Here is a 23,246-nt window from a genome sequence, read left to right as displayed (position 1 = left end):
GAAATTACTCAATAATTATGACACATATAGAAAAGCTACAAGCTATACGCGCTCAAATGAAAGAACAAAATATAGATGCCTATATTATTCCTTCATCTGATCCGCATATCAGTGAATATCTACCTGAATATTACAAATGTATTGCTTGGACATCTGGATTTACAGGATCAGCTGGAACACTCGTAATCACACAGCAATTCGCTGGACTATGGACGGATTCTCGCTATTTTGTACAAGCCAATGATCAATTGGCTCATACGGGTTTTGAACTAGTAAAATTAAGAGTGCAACACATGCCAGAATATGTGGAGTGGATTGCCTCTCAATTTACAGCTGGTGGAACTGTTGCTTTTGACGGAAACCTAGCTTCTTTAGCCGTGGCCAATGCCATTCAATCTACGTTAGCTTCTATTGGATTTACCATCAATGGCCACGTGGATTTACTCTCTTCGATTTGGAAGAACAGACCGGCCTTACCAACGGAAAAAGCCTACACACTTCCCGTTTCTACAACAGGAGAGTCTACTGCAGCTAAATTGACGAAAGTAAGAGCATTAGTAAAACAAAAAAGAGCCACCTGCCATATCATATCTTCTCTAGATGATATCGCTTGGCTACTCAATATCCGAGGAACAGATGTACCTTGTAATCCTGTTACCCTAAGCTTTGTTTACCTCGATGCAGAAAAAGTAACGCTATTTATCGATGCAACCAAATTAGACGAAGCAACCAAACAAGAACTACAAGGTTTTGGGATTCATCTTGCCGATTATACAGCATTACCCCAAGCCATTGCTGCAATTCCTGCTGGAAGTACCATCTTATTAGATCCAAAACGCACGTGTTTTGCAACCTATGACAACGTACCATCGACTGTAACAATCAAGGAGGACATGAATCCGTCTACCCTATTAAAAGCGATTAAAAACGAGGTTGAAATTGCCCATGAAAGAAAGGCAATGATCCATGACGGGGTGGCGATGACTAAGTTTTTTAAATGGATTGAAGAAAATGTAGGTACTGGAACCTTAACGGAATTGAATATTGCGGAACACCTACTTGGTTTACGTGCTGCACAGCCAGGCTTTAAGGACATTAGCTTCAATACGATTGCCGGATACAAAGACCACGGAGCTTTACCCCATTACTCTGCTGATGAAAAAAGCAGCTACGATCTAAAAACGGAAGGTTTACTTTTAGTGGATTCGGGAGGACAATACGAAACAGGAACAACAGATATTACACGTGTAGTAGCGTTAGGAACACCTACGCAAGAAGAAAAAGATGACTATACTATTGTTCTAAGAGGGACTATTGAAGGTTCTATGGCAATTTATCCAAAAGGAAGCCGTGGATATCAAATTGACGCCATCACGAGAAGACCGATTTGGGCAACCTTGAGAAACTATGGACACGGTACAGGTCACGGTGTTGGATTTTTCTTAAACGTACACGAAGGTCCACACGTATTTAATCCTACGCCAACGGATATCGCTATTGAACAGGGAATGATCACCTCTATTGAACCAGGGCTATACCGCGAGGGGAAACACGGAATCCGAATTGAAAACTTAGTTTTAGCCAAAGACTTAGAAGGAAACCAATTTGGTGATTTCATGGATTTTGAAACTTTAACTATTTGCTATATCGCTACTGATTTAGTAGATAAGAAATGGTTGGAACAACCACATATTGATTGGTTAAACCAATACAATGAATGGGTATACAACAGCTTGAAAGACTTCTTGTCTACAGAAGAAGCTACTTGGTTGAGAAACAAAACAAAAGCTATTTAATATAAAATAAAAAACCGTCTTAAAAAGACGGTTTTTTTATTTTATATCGGTTCAATTTGCCAATTAATAGGGGCTTTTCCCACCTCAACTAAGTAAGTATTGATTTTTGAGAAAGGCTTACTTCCATAAAACCCTCTGTACACAGATAAGGGCGAAGGATGAGCCGTCTCAATGACAAAATGCTTGTTGCGATCAATCATCTTGCCTTTCTTTTGGGCATAGCTGCCCCATAAAATAAAAACAACGTGATCCAATTGGGTTGCCACCTCTTCAATCACCTTATCTGTAAAGGTTTCCCATCCTTTCTTTTGGTGAGAGCCCGCCTTAGATCCTTCAACGGTTAGCGTGGCATTGAGCAATAGTACACCTTGTTTGGCCCAAGTAGATAAATCGCCATTGCGGAGATTTTTAATCCCTAAGTCATCCTCTAATTCTTTGAATATATTCTTCAAACTCGGTGGAAATTTCACCCCCTGATGCACTGAAAAAGCCAAACCATTCGCCTGAAATTCCCCGTGATAAGGATCTTGTCCTAAAATTACCACCTTCACCTCTTGAAAGTTTAATCCCTCAAAAGCAGCAAATACTTGTTTTTTCGGTGGATAAATGGTTTTGGATGCTCTTTCTTTTGCTACAAAGGCTTCTAATTCTTTAAAATAAGGCTTGTCGAATTCACCCTGTAAAACTGAATGCCAACTTTTATTTTGTATGGTAAAACTCATTATTCTAAATAAACCGTTCTTCTATAAGAGACCACTTGCGTTGCATCTCTTGCTTCTATTAATATTTGATTGTATTCATTTACGCCTTTCTTCGGATTGACAATCTGTTGACGTACAACCCAGAAAAATTCTTTTTTGTCTGGATCAAATTCAAAAGAGACAAAATCAACCGGCTCAAACTTCGTCTCGGTTTCTTTGGCTATTTGCAAAACTTTACACACATTCAATGAATAGTCTACATCCAATTTCTCGTCCGTTTCTGGCAAAAGCAAAGGCGAAATAATTTGTTGATAATCGTTTAACGCAATACCCAAACAATAATTCACTCCTTCTGTTGGTTGAAAATCATAGTAAAAAAAGTACTTTGTCATACATTTTCCCATATCTACAACAGGATAACGCGCTTCAAATTTACGAATACTATCGTAAGCACTAATACTTACTCCTTTAAATTTTAGCTTGCTCACCATATCCGCTCCAACTTTAGAAACCAACAAGGCTTCTAAATTTTTCTTTACCTCAGCAAATCCTGCTGGAACCAAGTCGATCGGCCTATTGCTATAGTGGTATCCTGTAGAAGATTCTTCTGCATCGACAAAATAATTGTAATACGGACAAGGATCGATAAATAAATCACTTTGATAACTTCCTCCTATTTTTACCTTACTTTCAGCTAAACATTGCGCCTGAATTTGAAAAATACTTAAGAAAAGTAAAACGACCGATAGATATAGTTTCATACTATTAATATTTTATTAAGAAATCAAAAATATAAAACTTTTTAATTATTCTTCTCATTATTGGATTTAATTTACGGTTGGCTAGTCAACAGATGAATGAGTACAATAAAAAAATCAACCATTTAAATAAATGGTTGATTTGCTATTTAGATTTGTTTACCTTTAATGGTAAGCCATAAACCGTCAATAAAAAACCACATCTAAGATGTGGTTTTTCTATCTTTTACAGGCGTTTCATTTGCTCCTTCATCATTTTAATTTGATCCTTCAGCATGCCTTGCTTATCTAATTTTTGAGCTTCGCTTAACAATTTCGTTGCTTCTATCTTTCTGCGTTTGGTCATTGAAATACCAGCTAATTGCAATTTAGCCATGGCTAAGTCTTGATCCATATTTAATCCTAACTCAATGGCTTTCTTCATGTATTTCTCAGACGCATTTAAGTTGGTTTGAGAGGTCATGATTCCCATCAAGTAATTGTAATATCCATTTTGTTTACGCACTAATGCTGTTTCAGGATTCTTAATTCGCTTCAACCATTTTTCAGCTCCTTCAAAATCTTGTTTTCTCAATTTCAAGAAAGACAAGAGGATGAACTCATTTTTGAAATACAAGAGTATAACAAGCCCCATCAAGAACAAGAGGAAAATTCCATTTCCAATATTTGATTCTGAAAATTGCCAAACAGCCGTTGCTAATAATAGTGCTGCGATACCTAATTTAATATACCTATGAAACATATGCTAGAATTAACTTCATTAAGAATGCAAAATTAAAAAAATAAGCGTAGGATAAAAATTATTCCTCATAAACCTATTGCCTATTTCTATTCGCTGAGATTCTATTTGGATTGAAACAAGTGAAATAAATGTTTGGGTTGGACGTCTAAAAAGGATTCTATAACAAAATCAGCGGTACTGTAATCCTGTTGTTTCGAATTCTGACTTTGGTACCCCAGCACTTTAATTCCCGCCGCATTGGCAGCTTTAATTCCATTGGTACTATCTTCAATCACCAAACAATGTGCCTTGTCGTTTACTTTTGCCAACGAAGCCGCTTGGATAAAGATGGCAGGGTCGGGTTTGGATTTTGGAAAATCCTCTCCACTGACAATATGGGTAAAGTATGGAAATAATTCAAAGCGATTAAATACGCGGTTTATTGTACTTTTTGATGCCGAAGAGCCCAAAATAAGTTCAATATCCTGCTGATGTAGGTGTACAATTAAATCGCGTACCCCTTCAATGAGTTCCAAATCGGGTTTGGTATCAAACGCCTCGTTGAATAAAGAGCGTTTACGATTGACCAAATCATTGACTTCCTGTGATAAGGGAAAGTATTCCTTTATTTTTTGATACGTATTTTTAGTTGAGAATCCTGTAAATGAAGTATACATCTCTTCTGGAACCTCAATTCCCAATTCACTAAAGTGTTGGTAATACGCATAACGATGTACAGGCTCTGTATCCACAATCACCCCATCCATATCAAAAATAACTGTACGTAACATATCTTCTATTTTTGTGCAAAGGTAAGCGGTTTTTTGCTAGACAGACTAGTCCATAAATCGTGTTTTATTGTGGTACAATCAAATTACCGTTATTTTTTTGTATTTCCCTCGACTCTTTTTAGTATTTTTACGTTTACACCTTACCAAAAATAAACACCGTATCCCCTTGTCAGCCGCTGAAGAAGAACAATTCGTGCAACAACTGCAAAATGCCACTACCAAAGAGGCTGCTTTTCGCGATCTTGTTGCTCAAAACAAGGTCAAGCTCTACTATCACATTCGCTCCCTTGTTTTGGATCACGATGACACCGATGATATTCTACAGGAAACCTTTATCAAAGCTTACGAAAATATAGCTGGTTTCAAAGGAAATAGCAAGCTTTCTTCTTGGTTGTACCGCATTGCCACCAATCAAGCCTTGGATTTTTTAAAACAAAAAAGCAAGTTGCAAAAAATTACCTCAGAAGAATACAACCAGCAAAAAGTAGATGAATTGGAAGCTGACCCTTTTTTCAATGGCGATCAAGCAAGCATTTTATTGCACCAAGCCATTGCTACGCTACCCGAAAAACAACAATTGGTATTTAAAATGCGCTATTTTCAGGAACTCGATTACAACAGTATCTCAGCCATTCTCGATACTTCTGTAGGAGCATTAAAAGCCTCTTATCACCATGCAGTAAAAAAAATAGAAATTTTTTTACAAGCCCATTAAACCTTTGTACTAAAAATCAGTCTAAATAGTAGAAGTATATAAAAATGATAACGAACCACAATGTTCACGACAATAGAAAAGACGGTTTCAAGCTCCCAGAAGGGTACTTGGAATCTTTTGATCAACGTCTTTTTGAGCGAATCAAAGAGAAGGAAAATCAAAAGCCAAGCCGTCTTATCTCGTTTACTCCACGCTATTTTATTGCTATCGCTGCCACCTTAACTCTTTTGGTGGGACTGGGTCTTTTTATCAAAACGCAACTGGCTTCCTCTATTAGCAATGAAGCTTTGGAAACGTATTTAGAATACAACCCTTCCTATACGTTGTCCAATGAATTTATTCAAGCTTTTGACGAAGGTGACATCAAAGAACTTGAACAGGCTATTCAAATTAATCAAAATGAGATTAATGAATATGTTCAAACGAATATTGATCTTGATTACTACTTAAATTATTAATTATATTATGAAAAGATTTCTATTGTTATTTATCCTATTAAGCTTTTCGTCTCTCAGTTATGCACAGCATCACTCTTCGGATCAAATAAAATCATTAAAAATTGCCCATATTTCTTCTGTTTTAAATCTAACTAGTGAGGAAGCAGAGAAATTTTGGCCGATTTACAATACGTACGACAATAAACTAACCAAATTAAGACACTCAGAGGTTATCCATTACATCAAATCCAATGAGACGCAAGATCTTGAAAAACTCACAGAAAAACAAGCCACGGAAAAAGTGCTTGCGTTAGAAACATTTGAAGAAGAATACTGTTCCCTTCGAAGCCAGTTTATTACGGATTGTAAAAAGATCTTATCGAACAAAAAAATCCTCTTATTGAAAAAAGCAGAAGATGATTTTAATCGAAAATTACTCAAAAAGTACAAAGACAAAAAATAAGCTATGAATAAAAAATAGCAAAATCTACCAAACCTAGCCTACAAAAGACCTATATTTGTAGGCTATTTTATTTATTTATATAATGAGATTACACAGAAACTTAGTTTTTACCGTTATTGACTCTATCTTATTAATTTTCAACGAAGGGGAATACGCTGACAAAGTAGTTGCGCGTGCCTTGAAAAAAGACAAGCGTTGGGGAAGTGCAGACCGAAAATTCGTTGCAGAAACAATATACGAAATTGTACGTTGGAAGAGATTATACACCGAAATCGCAGAGGTAAAGGAACCTTATACTCGCGATGATGCTTGGCGTATTTTTACGGTTTGGGCTGTATTAAGAGGATATAATTTACCGGATTGGAAGTATTTTGAAAATGCTCCACTTCGCAGAATCAAAGGTAGATTTGACGAACTAAGTAAAATCAGAAAATTCAAAGAAGCTATTCCGGATTGGATGGATGAATTAGGTGTAAAAGAATTGGGTGAAGAACTTTGGTCTAAAGAAATTGCGGCTCAAAATCAACAAGCTCAAGTTATTTTACGCGTGAATACATTGAAAACAACACGCAAAAAATTGCATGCTATCTTAATGGATTTAGACATTGAGACTATTCAACCTGAAGAGTATCCTGATGCTTTAATTCTAAAAGAAAGAGCAAATGTCTTTTTGACTGACGCATTTAAAGAAGGATTATTTGAGGTTCAAGATGCTTCTTCTCAACTAGTAGCTCCTTTCTTGGGAATACAACCAGGCATGCGCGTGGTAGATACCTGTGCAGGTGCTGGAGGAAAAACGCTTCACATGGCTTCGTTAATGGAAAACAAAGGGCAAATTATTGCGATGGACATTTACGAAAGCAAACAAAAACAGCTAAAAATCAGAGCCAAAAGAAATGGGGCTTTCAATATTGAATACCGCATTATTGAGGGAACGAAAACCATTAAAAAACTACACGAAAAAGCCGATCGCGTTCTGATTGATGCTCCTTGTAGTGGTTTAGGGGTAATCAAGCGTAACCCAGATACTAAGTGGAAATTGCAACCTGAATTTGTTGAGGAAATCAAAAAAGTACAGCAGCAAATCCTACAAGACTACTCGAAAATAGTCAAAATAGGTGGAAATATCGTTTATGCTACTTGTTCCATTTTGCCTTCTGAAAATGAAAAGCAAATTGAAAAATTCCTAGCTTCTGAACAAGGCCAAGGATTCAAATTTATTAAAGACCACAAAGTATTGGCACACCAAACAGGTTTTGATGGGTTCTATATGGCCTTATTGGAACGAATCAAATAAATTGAGAATTAAACTAGTACAACTATGAGAAAGTATATCCTCTTTATTGGGTTTGCCTCTTTACTCTTGGGATGCGGGTGTTCGCCAAATTCAGCACAATCTATTTCTGATATTGATCCAGGTACAACAGATCCAGGTACAACAGATCCAGATCCACAACCCAACGTAATCTATCACCTACCGGAAACAGTAGCAGCTTACTATGCAACTATTGATTTTCAAAAAGAAAGTGCGGATTTACAAGCAGATCTAGGAAAGTTAACCACAGTTAAACACAGCCATCGTTTGACCTACAATGGCTTATGGGACGTACTAAAGGTTACAGATTTAACACCTGCCAAAAATGAGGTGTATCTGTTGTATGGTCACAAAGGTGTACTCAAAGGAGAAAAAGCGTATGCTAGAGGTAAAAATCAACATGGTGGACGCAATAACGAATGGAATAGAGAACATACCTATGCGAGATCACTAGGTACACCAAACTTAAAAAACTCGAGTTCAGGTGCTAATGAAGATGCGCATCATATTCGACCAGCAGATGTGCAATGGAATGCACAACGAGGAAATAAAAAATTTGCAGCAGGTACTGGCGTATCAGGAGACGTTGCAAATGGATGGTACCCTGGTGATGAGTGGAAAGGTGATGTAGCTCGTATGATGTTGTATATGTACTTGCGCTACCCGACCCAATGCTTACCTACCAATGTAGCCGTGGGTCAAACCAATAGCCGTGATAAAAACATGATCAACCTACTCCTGCAATGGAATGCGGAAGATCCGGTTTCAGCCATTGAAATTCAACGCAATGAGTATTTGAGCAAACCTGAAATTCAAGGGAATCGAAACCCGTTTATCGATAATCCACACCTAGCGACCAAGCTGTGGGGTGGTCCTGAAGCAGAGAATACATGGTGATGGGAAATGAGAAATGAGAAATGAGTAGATTTCTCTGGATATAACAAGAGAGGGTTTGCAATTGCAAGCCCTCTCTTGTTATAAGTGTTCGTTGTTCATTGCTCATTGCTCGTTGCTCGTTGCTCGTTGCTCATTGCTCGTTGCTCGTTGCTCGTTGCTCATTGCTCGTTCCCCACTCACCACTCACCACTCACCATTCACCACTCACCACTCACCACTCACCACTCACCACTCACCATTCACCACTTACCACTTACCACTCACCACTCACCATTCACCACTTACCACTCACCACTCACCACTCACCATTCACCACTTACCACTCACCACTCACCACTTACCACTCACCACTCACCACTCACCACTTACCACTCACCACTTACCACTCACCATTCACCACTTACCTTTTTTCTTTTCAAACATCAATTCCTTCACCTTTTCTTTGTCTTCTTTTTCTTTGGACAAGTCAAACATGGTTCCAAAAACGCGATCCCAAAACGTATTGCTAACACCAAAACCCAATTCTTCATTTTTATAATGGTGCAAATGGTGATTTCGCCAAAGGGGTTTCATAAATTTAAAGGGGGGTGCAAAGGCGTGAATCGCATAATGCATAGAAGCATAAAGCAGATAACCAATAATAAATCCAGGATAAAAACCGAAAGTATAGCGCCCCAAGAGCAGATACTGCAAGCCAAACAAAAGGGAGGCTAAGATAATACTCGGTACTGGAGGCATAAACAAACGCTGTCTATCGCGTGGAAAATGGTGGTGATTGCCGTGCATAATATAGGCAAAACGCTGTAGATTGTGCTTCTCGCTAATCAGGTGAAACAGATAACGATGGGCTAAATATTCAAAAAACGTCCAGAACAACATACCACCCAAAAAGAGTAAGATGAGGTGCTGAACGCTTAAATCATAATCGGTATACCCTACATAAACCACATAAGACAAGAGGGGAATATACATCCCCCAGATTACTGCGGGGTGTCCTTTTGTCAACATTTCTAAATAGGGATTTTCAAATAGTCTCGCTTGTCCTTTGTTGTTTATTTTATCAAATTTCATATTTCTTAACTACTTTTCTAGCTAAGATAAAAAATTTTACCACTTTAACACAACACTTCCCCAAGTAAAACCACTTCCAAAAGCAGCTAAAACCACTAAATCTCCTTTTTTAATCTTGCCCTCTTCCCAAGCTTCCGTTAGGGCAATAGGCACAGATGCCGCTGTTGTATTGCCGTATTTTTGGATATTGTTGTGTACCTGATCGTCCGATAATCCAAATTTTTGTTGAATAAATTGAGAAATTCTCAAATTCGCTTGATGTGGAATCAACATATCAATATCGGATACCTGTAGTTTATTTGCTTCTAATCCTTCTAAGATCACTTCACTGAATCGCACCACGGCATTTTTGAATACAAATTGCCCATTCATATATGGCATATAGCTCAAATCATCTGGATCGTTGTCTTTTAAAATATCAGACACCCATCGCCCTCCCATACCTGGGGCAATTAGAGCCAATTCTTCTGCATGTTCTCCTTGAGAATGAATATGAGTAGATAAAATACCTGATTCATCCTCAGAGCGCGTTAAAATCGCTGCTCCTGCTCCATCTCCAAAAATAACGGATACTGCTCTTCCTCTGGTTGTCATATCTAATCCTGCAGAATGTACTTCAGATCCTACAACCAACACCGTTTTATACATGCCCGTTTTAATATATTGATCTGCAACAGATAGGGCATAGATAAACCCCGAACACTGCGCTCTAATATCTAAAGCAGCTACTGTATTTAGACCTAATTCTTTTTGTAACAGAACCCCAGGCCCTGGAAAGTAGTAATCAGGACTCAACGTAGCAAATACAACAAAGTCGATATCCTTAGCCTCTACTCCTGCTCGTTCCATTGCTTTTTTAGCCGCTTTCACTCCCATTCCCGAAGTAGTATCTTCTGCTAATAGCTTATGTCTACGTTCGTGGATTCCTGTTCGTTCAACAATCCACTCGTTATTTGTATCCATAACTTTTGACAAATCGTCATTCGTTACCACATGTTCGGGCACATAGTAACCTAGACCCGAAATCTTTGATCTAAACATACTTATCTGGTTTAATTTGTTAAAGCAAAGGTAAGTTTTTTGTGTATTTTAAAAAACATCAACTAAAAAAACGGTTTCTTTTTTAAATATTCCACGTATATTGCTCGGATAAACTAAAACAAACAAAAAAATGAAGATTTTAAAAACTTCTTTATTCTCTCTTTTTTTAATTACATCTATGTTTGCACAAGAAAATGTAACCTATCAAAAGCCTTCGCAAGAAATTTTGCAACTAGCAGAATTCGAACGCGCCCCTTCTATCTTTATGGATAGCAATATGGAATATATGCTTTTGAGTTACCGCAGTACGTACAAAACACTTGATGACTTAAATGTAGAAGAGATGCGATTAGGCGGTTTACGAATCGATGTAAACACCAACATTTCCAGCACCTTAACTTACATTGACAACCTAAAAGTTAGAAAAGTAAAAGACAAAAAAGAAATTCAGGTCAAGGGACTACCAGCTAATCCGAGAATTTCCAATGTGACGGTTTCTCCAGATCAAACAAAAATTGCCTTCACCAATACAGTGGCAACTGGTGTGGAGCTATGGGTATTAGATTTCAAAACAGCAGAAGCAAAAAAACTAAGCTCCGCTAATTTGAATGCCAATTTAGGGAATCCGATTACTTGGATGAAAGACAATCAACAAGTGCTAGTGAGTGTAATTCCTGCAAATCGACCTGCATTAATCGATACAAAAAAGAATTTACCAACAGGTCCGATTGTTTCGATTAGTGAAGAAGGGGTTGTTTCTCAAAACAGAACCTACCAAGATTTATTGAAAAACAAAACAGACGAAGCCAATTTCGAAACTTTGGTAACATCTGAGCTATATTTAATTGATTTACAAGGTAATAAAAAACTTTTCAAAGAAGCAGCCATGTATGCGAGCGAATCGTTTTCTCCTGACGGGAATTACCTGATGTTAACCACCTTAGAGAAACCGTTTTCTTATCTTGTTCCCCTCAACCGTTTTCCGATGAAAACAACGGTTTACAAAGCTGATGGAACCTTGGTTCAAGAAGTTAATACTATTCCTTTAAGCGAAATTATGCCAAAGGGATTTATGGCAGTTCGCGAGGGAAAGAGAAATATGCAATGGCGTGCAGATCAACCGGCAACTTTAGCGTTTGTTGAAGCGTTAGACGGGGGAGATCCTGCAAAGGAAATTGAATTTAGAGATGAAGTATTTACTTGGGAAGCTCCTTTTACAGCTGCGCCAAAATCACTGGTAAAATTAGGACAGCGCTATGCGGGCATTACCTGGGGGAACGACCAAGTAGCCGTGGTAGCGGATCAATGGTATGACACGAGAAATATCAGACAGTTCTTACTTAATCCATCGACATCCAATCCCAATCCAATTAAAATTGAGGACAGAAACGAACAGGATGTGTACAGTGATCCAGGAACTTTCGAGACTAAGCGAAATGAATATGGTCGCTATACCTTAGCTATTGAGAATAACAAAATGTTTTTACTTGGCGATGGTTATACACCCAAAGGACAGTTCCCTTTTATCGATGAGTTTGATTTAACGACGTTAAAAACAAAACGTCTATACCAATCGGCCTATACAACAAAAAAAGAGAATATTCAATCCATTGAGGATATTAAAAAAGGATTGGTTTTAGTATCGATTCAGTCACCAACAGAATATCCGAACTACTACTTTAGAAACATTAAGAAGAAAAATGATTTGACTCCAATTACGGACTTCAAAAATCCATTTGAGAGCTTGAATGGCGTATACAAAGAAGTGATTACCTACAAACGCGCAGATGGTTTGGAATTATCGGGTACACTTTACTTACCAGCCAACTACGACAGAAAAAATAAAACGGAAAAATTACCTTTATTGATCTGGGCATACCCAACAGAATACAAAGATAAAAACAGTGCGGGACAAGTAACATCAAACTCGAGTGAATTTACCTTCCCTTACTATGGATCATTTGTATACTGGGTAACGAAAGGCTATGCTGTGTTAGATGATGCGGCTTTCCCTATTGTTGGAGAAGGAACAGAAGAACCCAATGATACCTATATCGAACAATTGGTTGCCAATGGTAAAGCAGCTATTGATGCAGTGGATGCTTTAGGCTATATTGACCGTTCAAAAGTTGGTGTGGGTGGACATTCTTATGGTGCTTTTATGACAGCAAACTTACTGACGCATTCGGATCTATTTGCTGTGGGAATTGCACGCAGTGGAGCATACAACAGAACATTGACTCCTTTTGGATTCCAAACGGAACAACGCAACTATTGGGAGGTGCCTCAAGTGTACAACACCATGTCGCCTTTCATGAATGCAGATAAAATGAAAACTCCAATGCTATTAGTACATGGTGAAGCCGATAATAACCCAGGAACATTCACCTTACAAACAGAACGTTACTTCCAAGCGTTAAAAGGATTAGGCGCACCCGTGCGTATGGTTATCTTACCAAAGGAAAGCCACGGATATGTTGCAAAAGAAAACATCTTACATCTTTTATGGGAACAAGATCAGTTTCTTGAAAAGTATTTAAAGAACAAACAATAGTATAAAAAAAGCTCAGCAAATGCTGAGCTTTTTTTATACTATTGTTTTATTATTATCATTCATCAACGCGTTCAATCTTTGCTCCTAATGCACGTAAACGTTCATCAATTCGCTCATATCCGCGATCAATTTGATCAATATTTTGAATCACACTTGTTCCTTGCGCAGATAAAGCCGCAATCAACAAGGAGATTCCTGCACGAATATCTGGTGATGACATACGCGTAGCTTTCAATTGGGATTTAAAATCATGTCCAATAACTACGGCACGGTGTGGATCACACAAGATAATCTTCGCTCCCATATCAATTAACTTATCGACAAAGAACAAACGGCTTTCAAACATCTTTTGGTGAATTAATACCTCTCCTCTAGCTTGTGTAGCCACTACAAGTAATACACTCAACAAATCCGGAGTAAGTCCTGGCCACGGTGAATCGGCAATGGTCAAAATTGATCCATCAATAAAACTTTGGATTTCATATCCAGCTGTATGTGCGGGAATATAAATATCATCGCCTCTTTTTTCCAATTGAATCCCCAATCGTCTAAAAGTAGTTGGAATTACACCAAGGTGTTCCCAACCTACATTTTTGATTGTCAATTCACTTTTCGTCATAGCCGCCAATCCAATCCACGATCCGATTTCGATCATATCTGGTAAAATGCGGTGTTCACATCCTTGCAATTGTTCTACTCCTTCAATTGTAAGAAAATTAGATCCAACCCCTGTAATCTTAGCGCCCATGCTGTTTAGCATTTTACACAACTGTTGCAAATACGGTTCACAAGCCGCATTGTAAATGGTTGTTGTTCCCTTTGCTAATACAGCTGCCATGATAATATTGGCTGTTCCTGTAACAGAAGCTTCCTCTAACAACATATCAGCACCAACCAATTGTTCCGCTTCTACGCCATAAAAATATTCTTCTCTGTTATATCTAAATGTTGCGCCTAATTTAATAAACCCTTCAAAGTGTGTATCTAATCTGCGTCTTCCAATTTTATCTCCTCCTGGTTTGGGGATATACCCTTTACCAAAACGACCTAAAAGCGGTCCTACCATCATGATAGATCCTCGCAAAGCCTTTCCTCCTGCTTTAAAATCTTCAGAAGTCAGGTAATCCATATTGAGGTTATCTGCTTGAAAAGCCATTTTATTAGGTGCTAATCGCTCTATTTTCACTCCCAAAGAGCCCAACAACTCGATTAACTTATTGACGTCAATAATATCGGGAATATTGGAGATTACCACGCTCTCATTGGTTAACAATACCGCACAAAGCACTTGTAAAGCCTCGTTTTTAGCCCCTTGCGCATGTACTTCACCTTTTAGCTGATGCCCTCCTTCAATTCTAAATGTACTCATTGCTTTTTACCTTTTGCTTGATAATTGTGCTTGCTGTATTTTTTATTGTTATTGTTGTTGTTATTGCCTTTTTGATTCGTATTATTCGTATTATTCGCATTATTGGTATTGGAATAATTACTTTTATTTGACTGTTTACGGTTCACCTGAATCAAGTTTGCCGTTGTAGACAATTCCTCTTCTTGTTTCGATAGATTGATTTTTCCGCCAGAAAGTTCAGCTAAATGCTCAAAAATAACTTCATCCTTTACATTGTCTTTGTTCCAACTGAGGTAACTTTTTTTCATGTGATTTGCAATCACTATGATCAACGCATCTCGCATCTCCCCTTCTTCAAATTTCAAGGCTTCCGCAATCATACTTTTGATATTATTCCCATAGTAACGATAGTTCAGCTGTTTTTTAGGATAAGGTAAAACTTCGGGTTTTGCATACACCGTTTCTCTTGTCGCAATTGGAAAAGGACAAGGAACATCGAGTTTAAAATCGGAAATCATAAAGAGTTGATCCCATAATTTATGCTGAAAATCAGGAACATCACGCAAATGTGGGTTCATATCCCCCATCACGCGAATGGCGTAATTTGCGGCTTTATTTCGTTCTTCTGCATCTTCTATCAATACGATTTGTTCAATCATAATCTGGAGATGACGTCCATAATCGGGAATAACTAGTTTATTTGTGGCTGTATTGTAGCCTAAGTGTGTTACTGCTTCTGCGGAGTTAAATTTCATCTAATTGGTGTTTACAAAGTTTGGCGATTGGCCTGAGCTATAAAAATAGGAAACTTTCTAGGATATATCAATTTTTTATAGCGATAATAACCCTTCAATTGTCGATAATTCAATATATTTATCTACAATGGCTTGCGCACTGGTCATATGTACTTTTATCGAGACACTGGTAAAGGTACCTTTACTCGAGTTACGGAAGTTAATTACAGGGTTCATCCCGTCAAAAGCGCGTTCAATTTGAGCAATCTTTTGCTCTTCCGCCGGCACAATGAATTTGAATAAATATTCATTCGGCCAACTTCTCTCAAACTCTAACTTTTCCTTTAAGCTTTCGTAAAATTCTTTCGTTTTAGTATCCATACATTGTTTTCATGCAAATATACGGATTTTGGTTGAGAGTTATTGAGCGCGGATTTTTGTTTTTACAGAAAGAAATAATAAATCTTCAGCTAGCTTGACTTCTCCATCAAAGGGCAACGAATAAAAACTAAACCTTCCCTCCAAAAAGAGTTTTTAATATAACTGTTTCAATACTTCTTTGACATTCCTTCGACATTCCTTCGACATTCCTCCGACAAAAAGCCATGTTTCCCTAGTATTCTCCAAGCATTGTCCTAGGAGTGTCGAACAAAGCCTAATCCAAATCCTCACCAAATCTCACCTTTGCCCACACAAATAACAAAAATGCAACAAACAAAAGACAAGTTATCCCGACTTTTTATCTTACTTTTGCCCCTTTCTTATTTTTTTACGTAGAAATGAATACTAAACTCGTTTTAATAATCGGAGGACCAGGATCCGGTAAGACAACTATAATCAATGAATTAATTGAGAAGGGGTATACGTGTTATCCTGAAATATCAAGAGAAGTTACAAAGAAGGCACAAGAGAAAGGAATTGATCAACTTTTTTTAACGGACCCTTTATTATTTAGTCAACTATTACTAGAAGGTAGAATTGATCAACATAAAAGTGCGGTTGCTGAAGAGGCAAATCTCGTTTTTATCGACAGGGGAATTCCCGATGTATTGGCCTATATGCACTACAAAGGAGACACGTATCCAGAAAGTTTTGATCTCGCTTGTAAGAATCACTTGTATCACCAAATTTTCTTACTGCCACCTTGGGAGAACATCTATGTGAGTGATGATCAGCGTTATGAATCTTTTGAACAAGCAAATCTTATTCACCGTTATCTAGTAGATACCTACAAAAATTACGGATATGATTTGATCGAGGTTCCCCGCGAAACCATTGCGAAAAGAGTAGAATTTATCTTAGACCGAGTATAATATAAAAAAGGATTGTCATTGCAATCCTTTTTACATTTTTGACTACCTTAGTCAAACGTACAAACCTGCCATTCCATGATAAAAAAGCCGATCGATTTACTTCAACAATACTGGAAACACACTTCTTTTCGTGAACCACAAGAAGAGATCATCGCGTCTGTTTTACAAAAAAAAGACACCTTTGCCTTGCTTCCTACGGGAGGGGGGAAAAGTGTTTGCTTTCAGATTCCTGCTTTGCTTCTACCAGGTACTTGTTTGGTCATTTCGCCTTTGGTGGCTTTGATGCAGGATCAGGTCAATACGCTCGATGCACTTGGAATTAAAGCGGCCGCTATTGTTGGAGGAACCTCCCTTACGGATATTGATGCTATTTTAGACAATTGCCTTTATGGCGACTATAAACTGTTGTATCTCTCTCCAGAGCGTTTGGAGCAAACCTGGTTATTGGAGCGCATTCAGAATCTAAAAGTGAGTCTGATCGCGGTAGATGAAGCACATTGTATTTCACAATGGGGAAATGATTTTCGCCCCGCTTATCTCAAAATCAATCAGCTGCGAAAACTTTTTCCACCCGTACCCATGATCGCCTTAACGGGATCGGCAAATAAACGCGTCATTTCGGATATCTGTATGCATCTTGAGCTAAAGGACGTCGCCTTATTTACCAAGAGTTTTTACCGCAGTAACCTCCTCTATGGGGTGTATAAGGTAGAAAACAAAGAAGCTATCGTCGAGCGAATTCTACAGAAAAACCCTTTCCCAGCTATTATTTATGTACGCAGTAGAAAGGAAACTCAAGTATTGGCCCAACGCCTCAATCAGAAGAACTTTAGCGCCAACTTTTTTCACGGCGGACTGAATACGTTTGAAAAGAAGAAGCGATTGGATGATTGGCTTTCAGAGAAGACCCCTATTATGGTGGCGACCAATGCTTTCGGCATGGGGATTGACAAAAAGAATGTACGCAATGTCATCCACCTTCAACTGCCTGAAAACCTAGAGAATTATTATCAGGAAGCAGGAAGAGCAGGAAGAGATGAATCCAAGGCTTTCGCATCTTTACTCGTTTCTCCTCATGAACCTAAAACTGTAGCAGATTGGGGCAAAGAAAATCTCTTTGACAAGCATTTTCTAAAGCTGGTGTATCGCAAGCTCAACAACTACTTGAGCATTGGACTTGGCGAAGGGTATAATACGGCTTATTCGTTTAGCTTCAACCAGTTCTGTTTGCAGTATAGCTTTCCCTACACACTGACCTATAATGCCTTGCAGTTTTTAGATCGTCAAGGGATATGTAAACTAACCCCTAATTCGAACAACAAAACGCAAGTACAATTTATTGTTAGCAGTAGTGAATTGTTGGACTATGTCTATGACAATGAGCGACAAGAACAGGTATTGTTGCAGATTATTCGCCATTATCCGGGTATTCACGAATACAATACGCCGATTAACTTAGCTTTTATCAGCGAACAGACGGGTGAACCCTTACTGTTTATTCAAGAATGTTTGCAACACTGGCATGAAGAGCAGTTATGTCTCTTTACTCCAGAGGAACACGACTTGGAACTCACCTTTCTCGAAGCATGGGAGGAAGACAAAACGATTTACAGAACATTTCCTTTCTTGGAGCAGCAGAATAAATTAAAACTAGACCAATACCAAGCCATTTACTTTTACGCACAAAATGACGATATTTGTAAAAACAAAATCATCTTGCGCTACTTTGATGAAACGCTAGAGCAAGACTGTGGTAGTTGTTCCACTTGTTTACAGGCCAATCAAAAAAAACCTGAAGGAAACATCGCTCATGTAAAAGAACTTGTCGTACAACATTTACAACGCGAGCAAGCGGCATCGGCTCTTGAGTTGGAAACAGCACTAAACCTTGCCATGAAAGACCTCCTTCTCGTCTTGCAAATCTTGTTGGAACAACAAAAAATTAAACTGAATAATAAAAATCAATATAGCTTAATATAATGAAAGACTTGCGTATCATTTTTATGGGAACCCCTGACTTTGCTGTTGGGATTCTCGATGCGATGTATCAACATAACTTCAATATTGTCGCTGTGATCACAGCGCCAGATCGACCTGCGGGACGAGGACAAAAACTGAAGTATTCGGCAGTAAAAGAGTATGCTCTAACAAAAGAACTCCCTATTTTACAGCCTACGAATTTAAAAGACGAAGCTTTTTTGGAGGAGTTAGCCTCGTATCAAGCTAATTTACAAGTGGTGGTTGCTTTCCGCATGCTCCCTGCGGCGGTATGGCAAATGCCTGCATTGGGTACTTTCAACCTTCACGCTTCACTCCTACCGGATTATAGAGGGGCAGCTCCCATCAATTGGGCGATCATTAATGGGGAGACCAAAACAGGAGTAACAACCTTCTTTATCGACGAAAAAATCGATACGGGAGCCATTATTCTTAAAAAAGAAACTCCTATTGGAGCTAAAGAAAATGCAGGCGAGTTACACGATCGCCTGATGGTTTTAGGCGCTGAAACAGTCGTAGAAACCCTGCAATTAATTCAAAAGGGAGAGGTAAAAGTAGTTCATCAGCCCGCTGAAGACACAAAAACGGCCTATAAATTAAACCGAGACAACTGTAAGATTGATTTCAGTAAAACGGGAGCTGAAATTGAGCAGTTAATCCGTGGGCTAAGCCCTTATCCAGCAGCTTGGTGCATGCTAGAAGACCGCGATTCACAGCAGGAATGGAACATCAAAATCTACGAAGCTCACTTTGAAGAAGAAGAACACCAACTACCTATTGGCCAAATAATTACAACAAAAAAAACAATCAAAGCTGCGGTAAATAATGGCTTCTTAAACCTCGTAAAATTACAATTACCAGGCAAGAAAATGATGTTAGCAAACGAAGTATTAAATGGACAGAATTTTAGCGAAAACACTATCGTTTTATAAATCCTTTTCATTTAATGGAATACTTCACATAGAACCTTAACACAAAAAAAGATATTCTAATTCGTTTTTTTTTTGGAAAAAGCTTGTTTTATAACTTTATAACCCTAAATTTGTAAGAAGAACGTTAATAAAGTTAACCTTTAAAAAAAATTATTATGAACAAAACAGAATTAATCGATGCTATCGCAAAAGATGCAGAGATCAGTAAAGTTGCAGCTAAAAAAGCTTTAGAATCTTTCTTATCTAACGTTGAATCTACTTTAGCTAAAGGAGACAAAATTTCATTAGTAGGTTTCGGTTCATGGTCAGTATCTGAAAGAGCTGCTAGAGAAGGAAGAAACCCACAAACTGGAAAAACAATCAAAATTGCTGCTAAAAAAGTAGTTAAATTTAAAGCTGGGTCTGAATTAGAAGGATCTGTAAACAAGTAATTACTGACTTTGTTTATGTAGATAAACACATCAAAATAGTAAAAAATTAAAAAAGTCTTATTATATTGTATAATGAGACTTTTTTTTATGCCTATACTATGACACAACACGAGATCAACAAAGGGGATTATTTAATTGCACTACCCTCTGCCTACAATCCCAATGATGTAGAATTTAATCAGTCGGTGATTCTATTAACGGATCACAATATTGATGGTTGTATGGGCTTTATTCTAAATAAACCAACTCCCTATATACTCAGTGAGCTTGTACCCGAAAGCAATGGTGCCTTTACGATTTATCACGGTGGTCCCGTTGAATCCGATCGCCTATTTTGCATTCACAAATGCCCTGATCTTATTCCCGATAGTATTGCTATTACCGATCAACTGTATTGGGGAGGCGACTTTGCGAGTATTTTCAATCACATTGAAATGGGACTTCTCACCCATCTAGACCTGCGTTTTTTTATGGGCTATGCTGGCTGGGACAACGGCCAATTGGAAATAGAACTCTCCAACCAACATTGGATCAAAACCCAATCCCTGCGTTTTAACCCTCTAGAACAACCCACCAAAACCTATTGGAAACAAGCCCTACAAACACTGGGAAAAGATTTTAGCATCTGGTCCAATGCACCAGAAAATCCTAATTTGAATTGATTTTTTTGGAAAAGAGAAATGGGGAAAAAGAAATGGGAAAAGAGAAAAGAGAAATGGGAGATGGGAGAAGGGTGATTTTTTCAATCACTAGAGAAACTTTCTTTTTTTAATCTGTGAAAGAGTGAAGAGTGAATTTTCAATCATTAAATTAACTCTCTTTTTTTAAACTGTGAGCTGTAAACCAATATAAGAAGAGATGGCTTGCAATTGCAAGCCATCTCTTCTTATATTCAGAATTTACTCATCTCCCATTTCTCATCTCCCATCACCCTAAAAACCTACATTAATCGAATTTTCGCATTTAAGCGATCCAATAACTCTTTAGACACTTGGGTCGTAAAGGTTTTCTTTCTGTATTTGGTTACAGGTTGGATTCCCACGATTACATTGGTAATAAAGATCTCGTCTGCCTTTTGCAATTCAAAAGGTGAGATCGGACTCTCCTCTAAGGTCAAATTAGGGTGTTTTGCGAGTAGTTCAATGATTTGCTTTCGCATTACACCTTTTACACAACCTTCGTCCAAAGGCGGGGTTTTAATTGTATTTTGACTCACCACAAATAAATTTCCGTTGACCGCTTCGATGATATTCTTTTTATCATTGACTAGCAAGCAATTTTGGTAGTCGTTTTCTGAGGCGAAAATACTAGCTAATACATTCACTGCTCGATTAGTTGTTTTTACGGTAGACAACAGATTGGCAGCCACGTAAAAATCTTTGTATAATTCTACCTCATACGCTTGGTCTTGGAAGGTGTACAATGCCTCTTCCAATGCTTCTGCTGTAGCGACAAATCCGATGGTTTTATTTTCTTGGGGTAAGTACTTCCCTGTTGCCTCTCGATAAACCGTCAGGCGTACTCGAAAAGCTTTCGCTTGGCTTGTCGTCGCATCAACTGTTTTTATTATTTCTTCTTGGAAGTTTTCTAAGGTAAAGTGCATGGGAATTTCCATGCGCATGATTCGCATGGAAGACATCAATCTAAAGTAGTGATCTTCAGCGAATAACACTTTTTTATCTAGGACTCTAACTGTTTCAAAAACAGCGTCTCCATATAAAAAGCCGCGGTTATTTTCTAGGGCTAGGTCTGTAGTAGAAACAAGTTTGCCGTTAACATTAATCATAGTTCTAATTTGTGATTACTATTAACGGCAAATATAAGTTATATTTTATGGAATTTAAGCAGATCCTAGGACTTGTTTTAAATCCATAATTTGATTTTCCCACAATTGTTTTGATTCATCTATTTCATCTGCTACTGCAAAATCGGTTACGATAATCGTGACATCTTTGGTCAACTCATCGCGGATTATTTTTATTTCAAAGTAGTACTCTGTGTCTTCTCCATCTTCGTCCAACCATCTGTAACGTACTCTTTCGTCTGTTTTTCGTGTAACTACTCTTGCTTTTTCTTCCGAATCCCCCCATATAAAAGAATAAACCTCTCCTCTTGAATTTACGTTATCAGCAAACCATTCACTTAATCCTGAAGGATCTGACACGTATTGATATAACAATTGAGGGGATGAATTTATAGAAAATTCTAACTCATATTTTTCTTTCATAGCTGTACTTAAAAAGTTATAATTCCTCGAATATAAACATATTTTGCTAATAAAAAAATATTTTTTAAGAAGGCTTCCGTTTGGTTTGTTTGAAAATTATAGTAACTTTGCACTCGCATTCCTAAAAAAGGAATCTTAAACCGAAAAATGGCGAGGTAGCTCAGTCGGTTAGAGCGCAGGATTCATAACCCTGAGGTCACGGGTTCAACTCCCGTCTTCGCTACTTACATAAGGACATAGTCACGTAACTATGTCCTTTTTTATTTATATACATATATCTGTTTTCTCTTGCCCCAATTCTCTTTAAAAATTATTGATCAAAAATTCGCTAAATTTGTGAAACAACAATTTTAATCTTCTATCACTATGAAAGATTTGACTAACTCAAGTATTGAGAGAAAAAACATATTAAATAATAACCAAGCAATAGAAGAAATATACATAAATCTTGGTTTTTATGGTTTGATGTTTGAAAACAAATATCGTTTTACTAAAAGTCAGGTAGCACAATATTTTGATGTTGATACTCGAACAATTGATAGAATCTTAGAAAACAACAAAGAAGAGCTTATTTACAGCGGATATGAGGTTTATAATGGCGTTAAGCTAAAACAATTTAAAGACCATATTTTATCATTTTTAGCAAAAGAAGATGGTAACGACATCGATGTCGTCACCATAAAACAAATTTATGGAAATGAAATAGATAGCCTAAACAAAACTTCTATTCTAGGCACATTCACATATAAGGCCTTTTTAAATATAGGTATGCTTCTTACAGATTCAGAAAATGCACAAAGATTAAGATCTATAATTTTAGACATAGTAATCGATTTTCTAAATAAAAAATTAGGAGGAAAAACAAAGTACATTAATCAAAGAGAAGAAGAATTTATCTCAAGCGCAATCAGAGAATATAATTATAGTGGACTTGCTAACTTAGTCTGGACAAAGAGTTAAGCATAAAAACTTATCTTTGACTTATGAAAAGAATTAGAAAGAC

The 23,246-nt window shown here is 37.6% G+C and carries 24 protein-coding genes and 1 tRNA gene; 14 read left to right on the top strand and 11 right to left on the bottom strand.

What is annotated here, in order from left to right; all coding sequences use genetic code 11:
* The first annotated feature begins 17 nt into the window (after window positions 1-17).
* Window positions 18-1,796: an aminopeptidase P family protein gene (locus tag ACPDHL_RS14640; protein ID WP_430533488.1), complete on the top strand. Its 1,779-nt coding sequence runs from the start codon at window positions 18-20 to the stop codon at window positions 1,794-1,796.
* A 41-nt stretch (window positions 1,797-1,837) separates the two neighbouring features.
* Here the strand turns inward: ACPDHL_RS14640 and ung are convergent, their stop codons facing one another.
* From ung to ACPDHL_RS14620, 4 genes are all read right to left on the bottom strand, one after another.
* Window positions 1,838-2,518 carry a uracil-DNA glycosylase gene (gene ung, locus ACPDHL_RS14635; RefSeq protein ID WP_430533487.1) on the bottom strand — a complete coding sequence of 227 codons (681 nt, stop codon included), beginning with the start codon at window positions 2,516-2,518 and terminating at the stop codon, window positions 1,838-1,840.
* Window positions 2,518-3,258 (bottom strand): hypothetical protein, encoded by a 741-nt coding sequence (locus tag ACPDHL_RS14630; RefSeq protein ID WP_430533486.1) that lies wholly within the window; start codon window positions 3,256-3,258, stop codon window positions 2,518-2,520. The genes ung and ACPDHL_RS14630 overlap by 1 nt, the downstream gene beginning before the upstream one ends.
* 223 nt (window positions 3,259-3,481) lie before the next feature.
* Window positions 3,482-3,997, bottom strand: a complete 516-nt coding sequence (locus ACPDHL_RS14625; protein WP_182626227.1) for a DUF2892 domain-containing protein — start codon at window positions 3,995-3,997, stop codon at window positions 3,482-3,484.
* A 101-nt stretch (window positions 3,998-4,098) separates the two neighbouring features.
* Entirely contained in the window at window positions 4,099-4,767 is a 669-nt protein-coding gene (locus ACPDHL_RS14620) for an HAD family hydrolase (protein ID WP_430533485.1), read from the bottom strand.
* A gap of 166 nt (window positions 4,768-4,933) precedes the next feature.
* On the opposite strand from ACPDHL_RS14620, the gene ACPDHL_RS14615 reads away from it, so the two are divergent.
* The 5 genes from ACPDHL_RS14615 to ACPDHL_RS14595 all read left to right on the top strand — a co-directional run bounded on the left by ACPDHL_RS14615 (window position 4,934) and on the right by ACPDHL_RS14595 (window position 8,594).
* Window positions 4,934-5,482, top strand: a complete 549-nt coding sequence (locus ACPDHL_RS14615; RefSeq protein WP_430533484.1) for an RNA polymerase sigma factor — start codon at window positions 4,934-4,936, stop codon at window positions 5,480-5,482.
* A 44-nt stretch (window positions 5,483-5,526) separates the two neighbouring features.
* Window positions 5,527-5,940 carry a hypothetical protein gene (locus tag ACPDHL_RS14610; protein WP_430533483.1) on the top strand — a complete coding sequence of 138 codons (414 nt, stop codon included), beginning with the start codon at window positions 5,527-5,529 and terminating at the stop codon, window positions 5,938-5,940.
* Between the two features lie 7 nt (window positions 5,941-5,947).
* Window positions 5,948-6,382, top strand: coding sequence for a hypothetical protein (locus tag ACPDHL_RS14605; RefSeq protein ID WP_430533482.1), 435 nt, complete (start codon window positions 5,948-5,950; stop codon window positions 6,380-6,382).
* A gap of 82 nt (window positions 6,383-6,464) precedes the next feature.
* Window positions 6,465-7,679: an RsmB/NOP family class I SAM-dependent RNA methyltransferase gene (locus ACPDHL_RS14600; protein WP_430533481.1), complete on the top strand. Its 1,215-nt coding sequence runs from the start codon at window positions 6,465-6,467 to the stop codon at window positions 7,677-7,679.
* A gap of 24 nt (window positions 7,680-7,703) precedes the next feature.
* On the top strand, window positions 7,704-8,594 hold the full coding sequence (locus ACPDHL_RS14595; protein WP_430533480.1) for an endonuclease I family protein: 891 nt from the start codon (window positions 7,704-7,706) through the stop codon (window positions 8,592-8,594).
* A 393-nt stretch (window positions 8,595-8,987) separates the two neighbouring features.
* Here ACPDHL_RS14595 and ACPDHL_RS14590 read toward each other — a convergent pair whose 3' ends face one another.
* Both ACPDHL_RS14590 and ACPDHL_RS14585 read right to left on the bottom strand, forming a co-directional pair.
* Window positions 8,988-9,665, bottom strand: a complete 678-nt coding sequence (locus ACPDHL_RS14590) for a sterol desaturase family protein (RefSeq protein ID WP_430533479.1) — start codon at window positions 9,663-9,665, stop codon at window positions 8,988-8,990.
* A 36-nt stretch (window positions 9,666-9,701) separates the two neighbouring features.
* Window positions 9,702-10,706: a 3-oxoacyl-ACP synthase III family protein gene (locus ACPDHL_RS14585; RefSeq protein WP_430533478.1), complete on the bottom strand. Its 1,005-nt coding sequence runs from the start codon at window positions 10,704-10,706 to the stop codon at window positions 9,702-9,704.
* A 130-nt stretch (window positions 10,707-10,836) separates the two neighbouring features.
* On the opposite strand from ACPDHL_RS14585, the gene ACPDHL_RS14580 reads away from it, so the two are divergent.
* The gene (locus ACPDHL_RS14580) at window positions 10,837-13,260 is read left to right on the top strand and encodes an alpha/beta hydrolase family protein (RefSeq protein WP_430533477.1); all 2,424 of its coding nucleotides are present in this window, start codon (window positions 10,837-10,839) and stop codon (window positions 13,258-13,260) included.
* Window positions 13,261-13,315: 55 nt separating this feature from the next.
* Here ACPDHL_RS14580 and murA read toward each other — a convergent pair whose 3' ends face one another.
* From murA to ACPDHL_RS14565, 3 genes are all read right to left on the bottom strand, one after another.
* Window positions 13,316-14,629, bottom strand: a complete 1,314-nt coding sequence (gene murA / locus ACPDHL_RS14575; RefSeq protein ID WP_430533476.1) for a UDP-N-acetylglucosamine 1-carboxyvinyltransferase — start codon at window positions 14,627-14,629, stop codon at window positions 13,316-13,318.
* A complete protein-coding gene (locus tag ACPDHL_RS14570; RefSeq protein WP_430533475.1) occupies window positions 14,626-15,363 on the bottom strand; it encodes a DUF4290 domain-containing protein in 738 nt (245 codons plus the stop codon). Before ACPDHL_RS14570 ends, murA begins: the two co-directional genes overlap by 4 nt.
* 75 nt (window positions 15,364-15,438) lie before the next feature.
* Window positions 15,439-15,723: a DUF493 family protein gene (locus tag ACPDHL_RS14565; protein ID WP_430533474.1), complete on the bottom strand. Its 285-nt coding sequence runs from the start codon at window positions 15,721-15,723 to the stop codon at window positions 15,439-15,441.
* A 398-nt stretch (window positions 15,724-16,121) separates the two neighbouring features.
* On the opposite strand from ACPDHL_RS14565, the gene ACPDHL_RS14560 reads away from it, so the two are divergent.
* The 5 genes from ACPDHL_RS14560 (at window position 16,122) to ACPDHL_RS14540 (ending at window position 20,678) form a co-directional block, all read left to right on the top strand.
* The gene (locus ACPDHL_RS14560; protein WP_430533473.1) at window positions 16,122-16,655 is read left to right on the top strand and encodes an AAA family ATPase; all 534 of its coding nucleotides are present in this window, start codon (window positions 16,122-16,124) and stop codon (window positions 16,653-16,655) included.
* A 75-nt stretch (window positions 16,656-16,730) separates the two neighbouring features.
* The gene (locus ACPDHL_RS14555; RefSeq protein ID WP_430533472.1) at window positions 16,731-18,635 is read left to right on the top strand and encodes a RecQ family ATP-dependent DNA helicase; all 1,905 of its coding nucleotides are present in this window, start codon (window positions 16,731-16,733) and stop codon (window positions 18,633-18,635) included.
* Complete coding sequence (fmt, locus tag ACPDHL_RS14550) at window positions 18,635-19,585, top strand: methionyl-tRNA formyltransferase (RefSeq protein WP_430533471.1); 951 nt, start codon at window positions 18,635-18,637, stop codon at window positions 19,583-19,585. Before ACPDHL_RS14555 ends, fmt begins: the two co-directional genes overlap by 1 nt.
* 155 nt (window positions 19,586-19,740) lie before the next feature.
* Window positions 19,741-20,016, top strand: coding sequence for an HU family DNA-binding protein (locus ACPDHL_RS14545; protein WP_002986040.1), 276 nt, complete (start codon window positions 19,741-19,743; stop codon window positions 20,014-20,016).
* A 98-nt stretch (window positions 20,017-20,114) separates the two neighbouring features.
* Window positions 20,115-20,678 carry a YqgE/AlgH family protein gene (locus ACPDHL_RS14540; RefSeq protein WP_430533470.1) on the top strand — a complete coding sequence of 188 codons (564 nt, stop codon included), beginning with the start codon at window positions 20,115-20,117 and terminating at the stop codon, window positions 20,676-20,678.
* Window positions 20,679-20,956: 278 nt separating this feature from the next.
* Here ACPDHL_RS14540 and ACPDHL_RS14535 read toward each other — a convergent pair whose 3' ends face one another.
* Together ACPDHL_RS14535 and ACPDHL_RS14530 are read right to left on the bottom strand one after the other, a co-directional pair.
* Window positions 20,957-21,802: an aminotransferase class IV gene (locus ACPDHL_RS14535; protein ID WP_430533469.1), complete on the bottom strand. Its 846-nt coding sequence runs from the start codon at window positions 21,800-21,802 to the stop codon at window positions 20,957-20,959.
* A 54-nt stretch (window positions 21,803-21,856) separates the two neighbouring features.
* Window positions 21,857-22,243, bottom strand: a complete 387-nt coding sequence (locus ACPDHL_RS14530; protein ID WP_182626239.1) for an START-like domain-containing protein — start codon at window positions 22,241-22,243, stop codon at window positions 21,857-21,859.
* Between the two features lie 149 nt (window positions 22,244-22,392).
* On the opposite strand from ACPDHL_RS14530, the gene ACPDHL_RS14525 reads away from it, so the two are divergent.
* Window positions 22,393-22,466, top strand: a tRNA-Met gene (locus ACPDHL_RS14525).
* Between the two features lie 143 nt (window positions 22,467-22,609).
* Complete coding sequence (locus ACPDHL_RS14520) at window positions 22,610-23,203, top strand: hypothetical protein (RefSeq protein ID WP_430533468.1); 594 nt, start codon at window positions 22,610-22,612, stop codon at window positions 23,201-23,203.
* The last annotated feature ends 43 nt before the right edge of the window (window positions 23,204-23,246 follow it).

Source organism: Myroides sp. C15-4 (assembly GCF_050522745.1).
Lineage (GTDB): Bacteria > Bacteroidota > Bacteroidia > Flavobacteriales > Flavobacteriaceae > Flavobacterium.
This window is presented reverse-complemented; position numbering and strand designations above follow the sequence as displayed.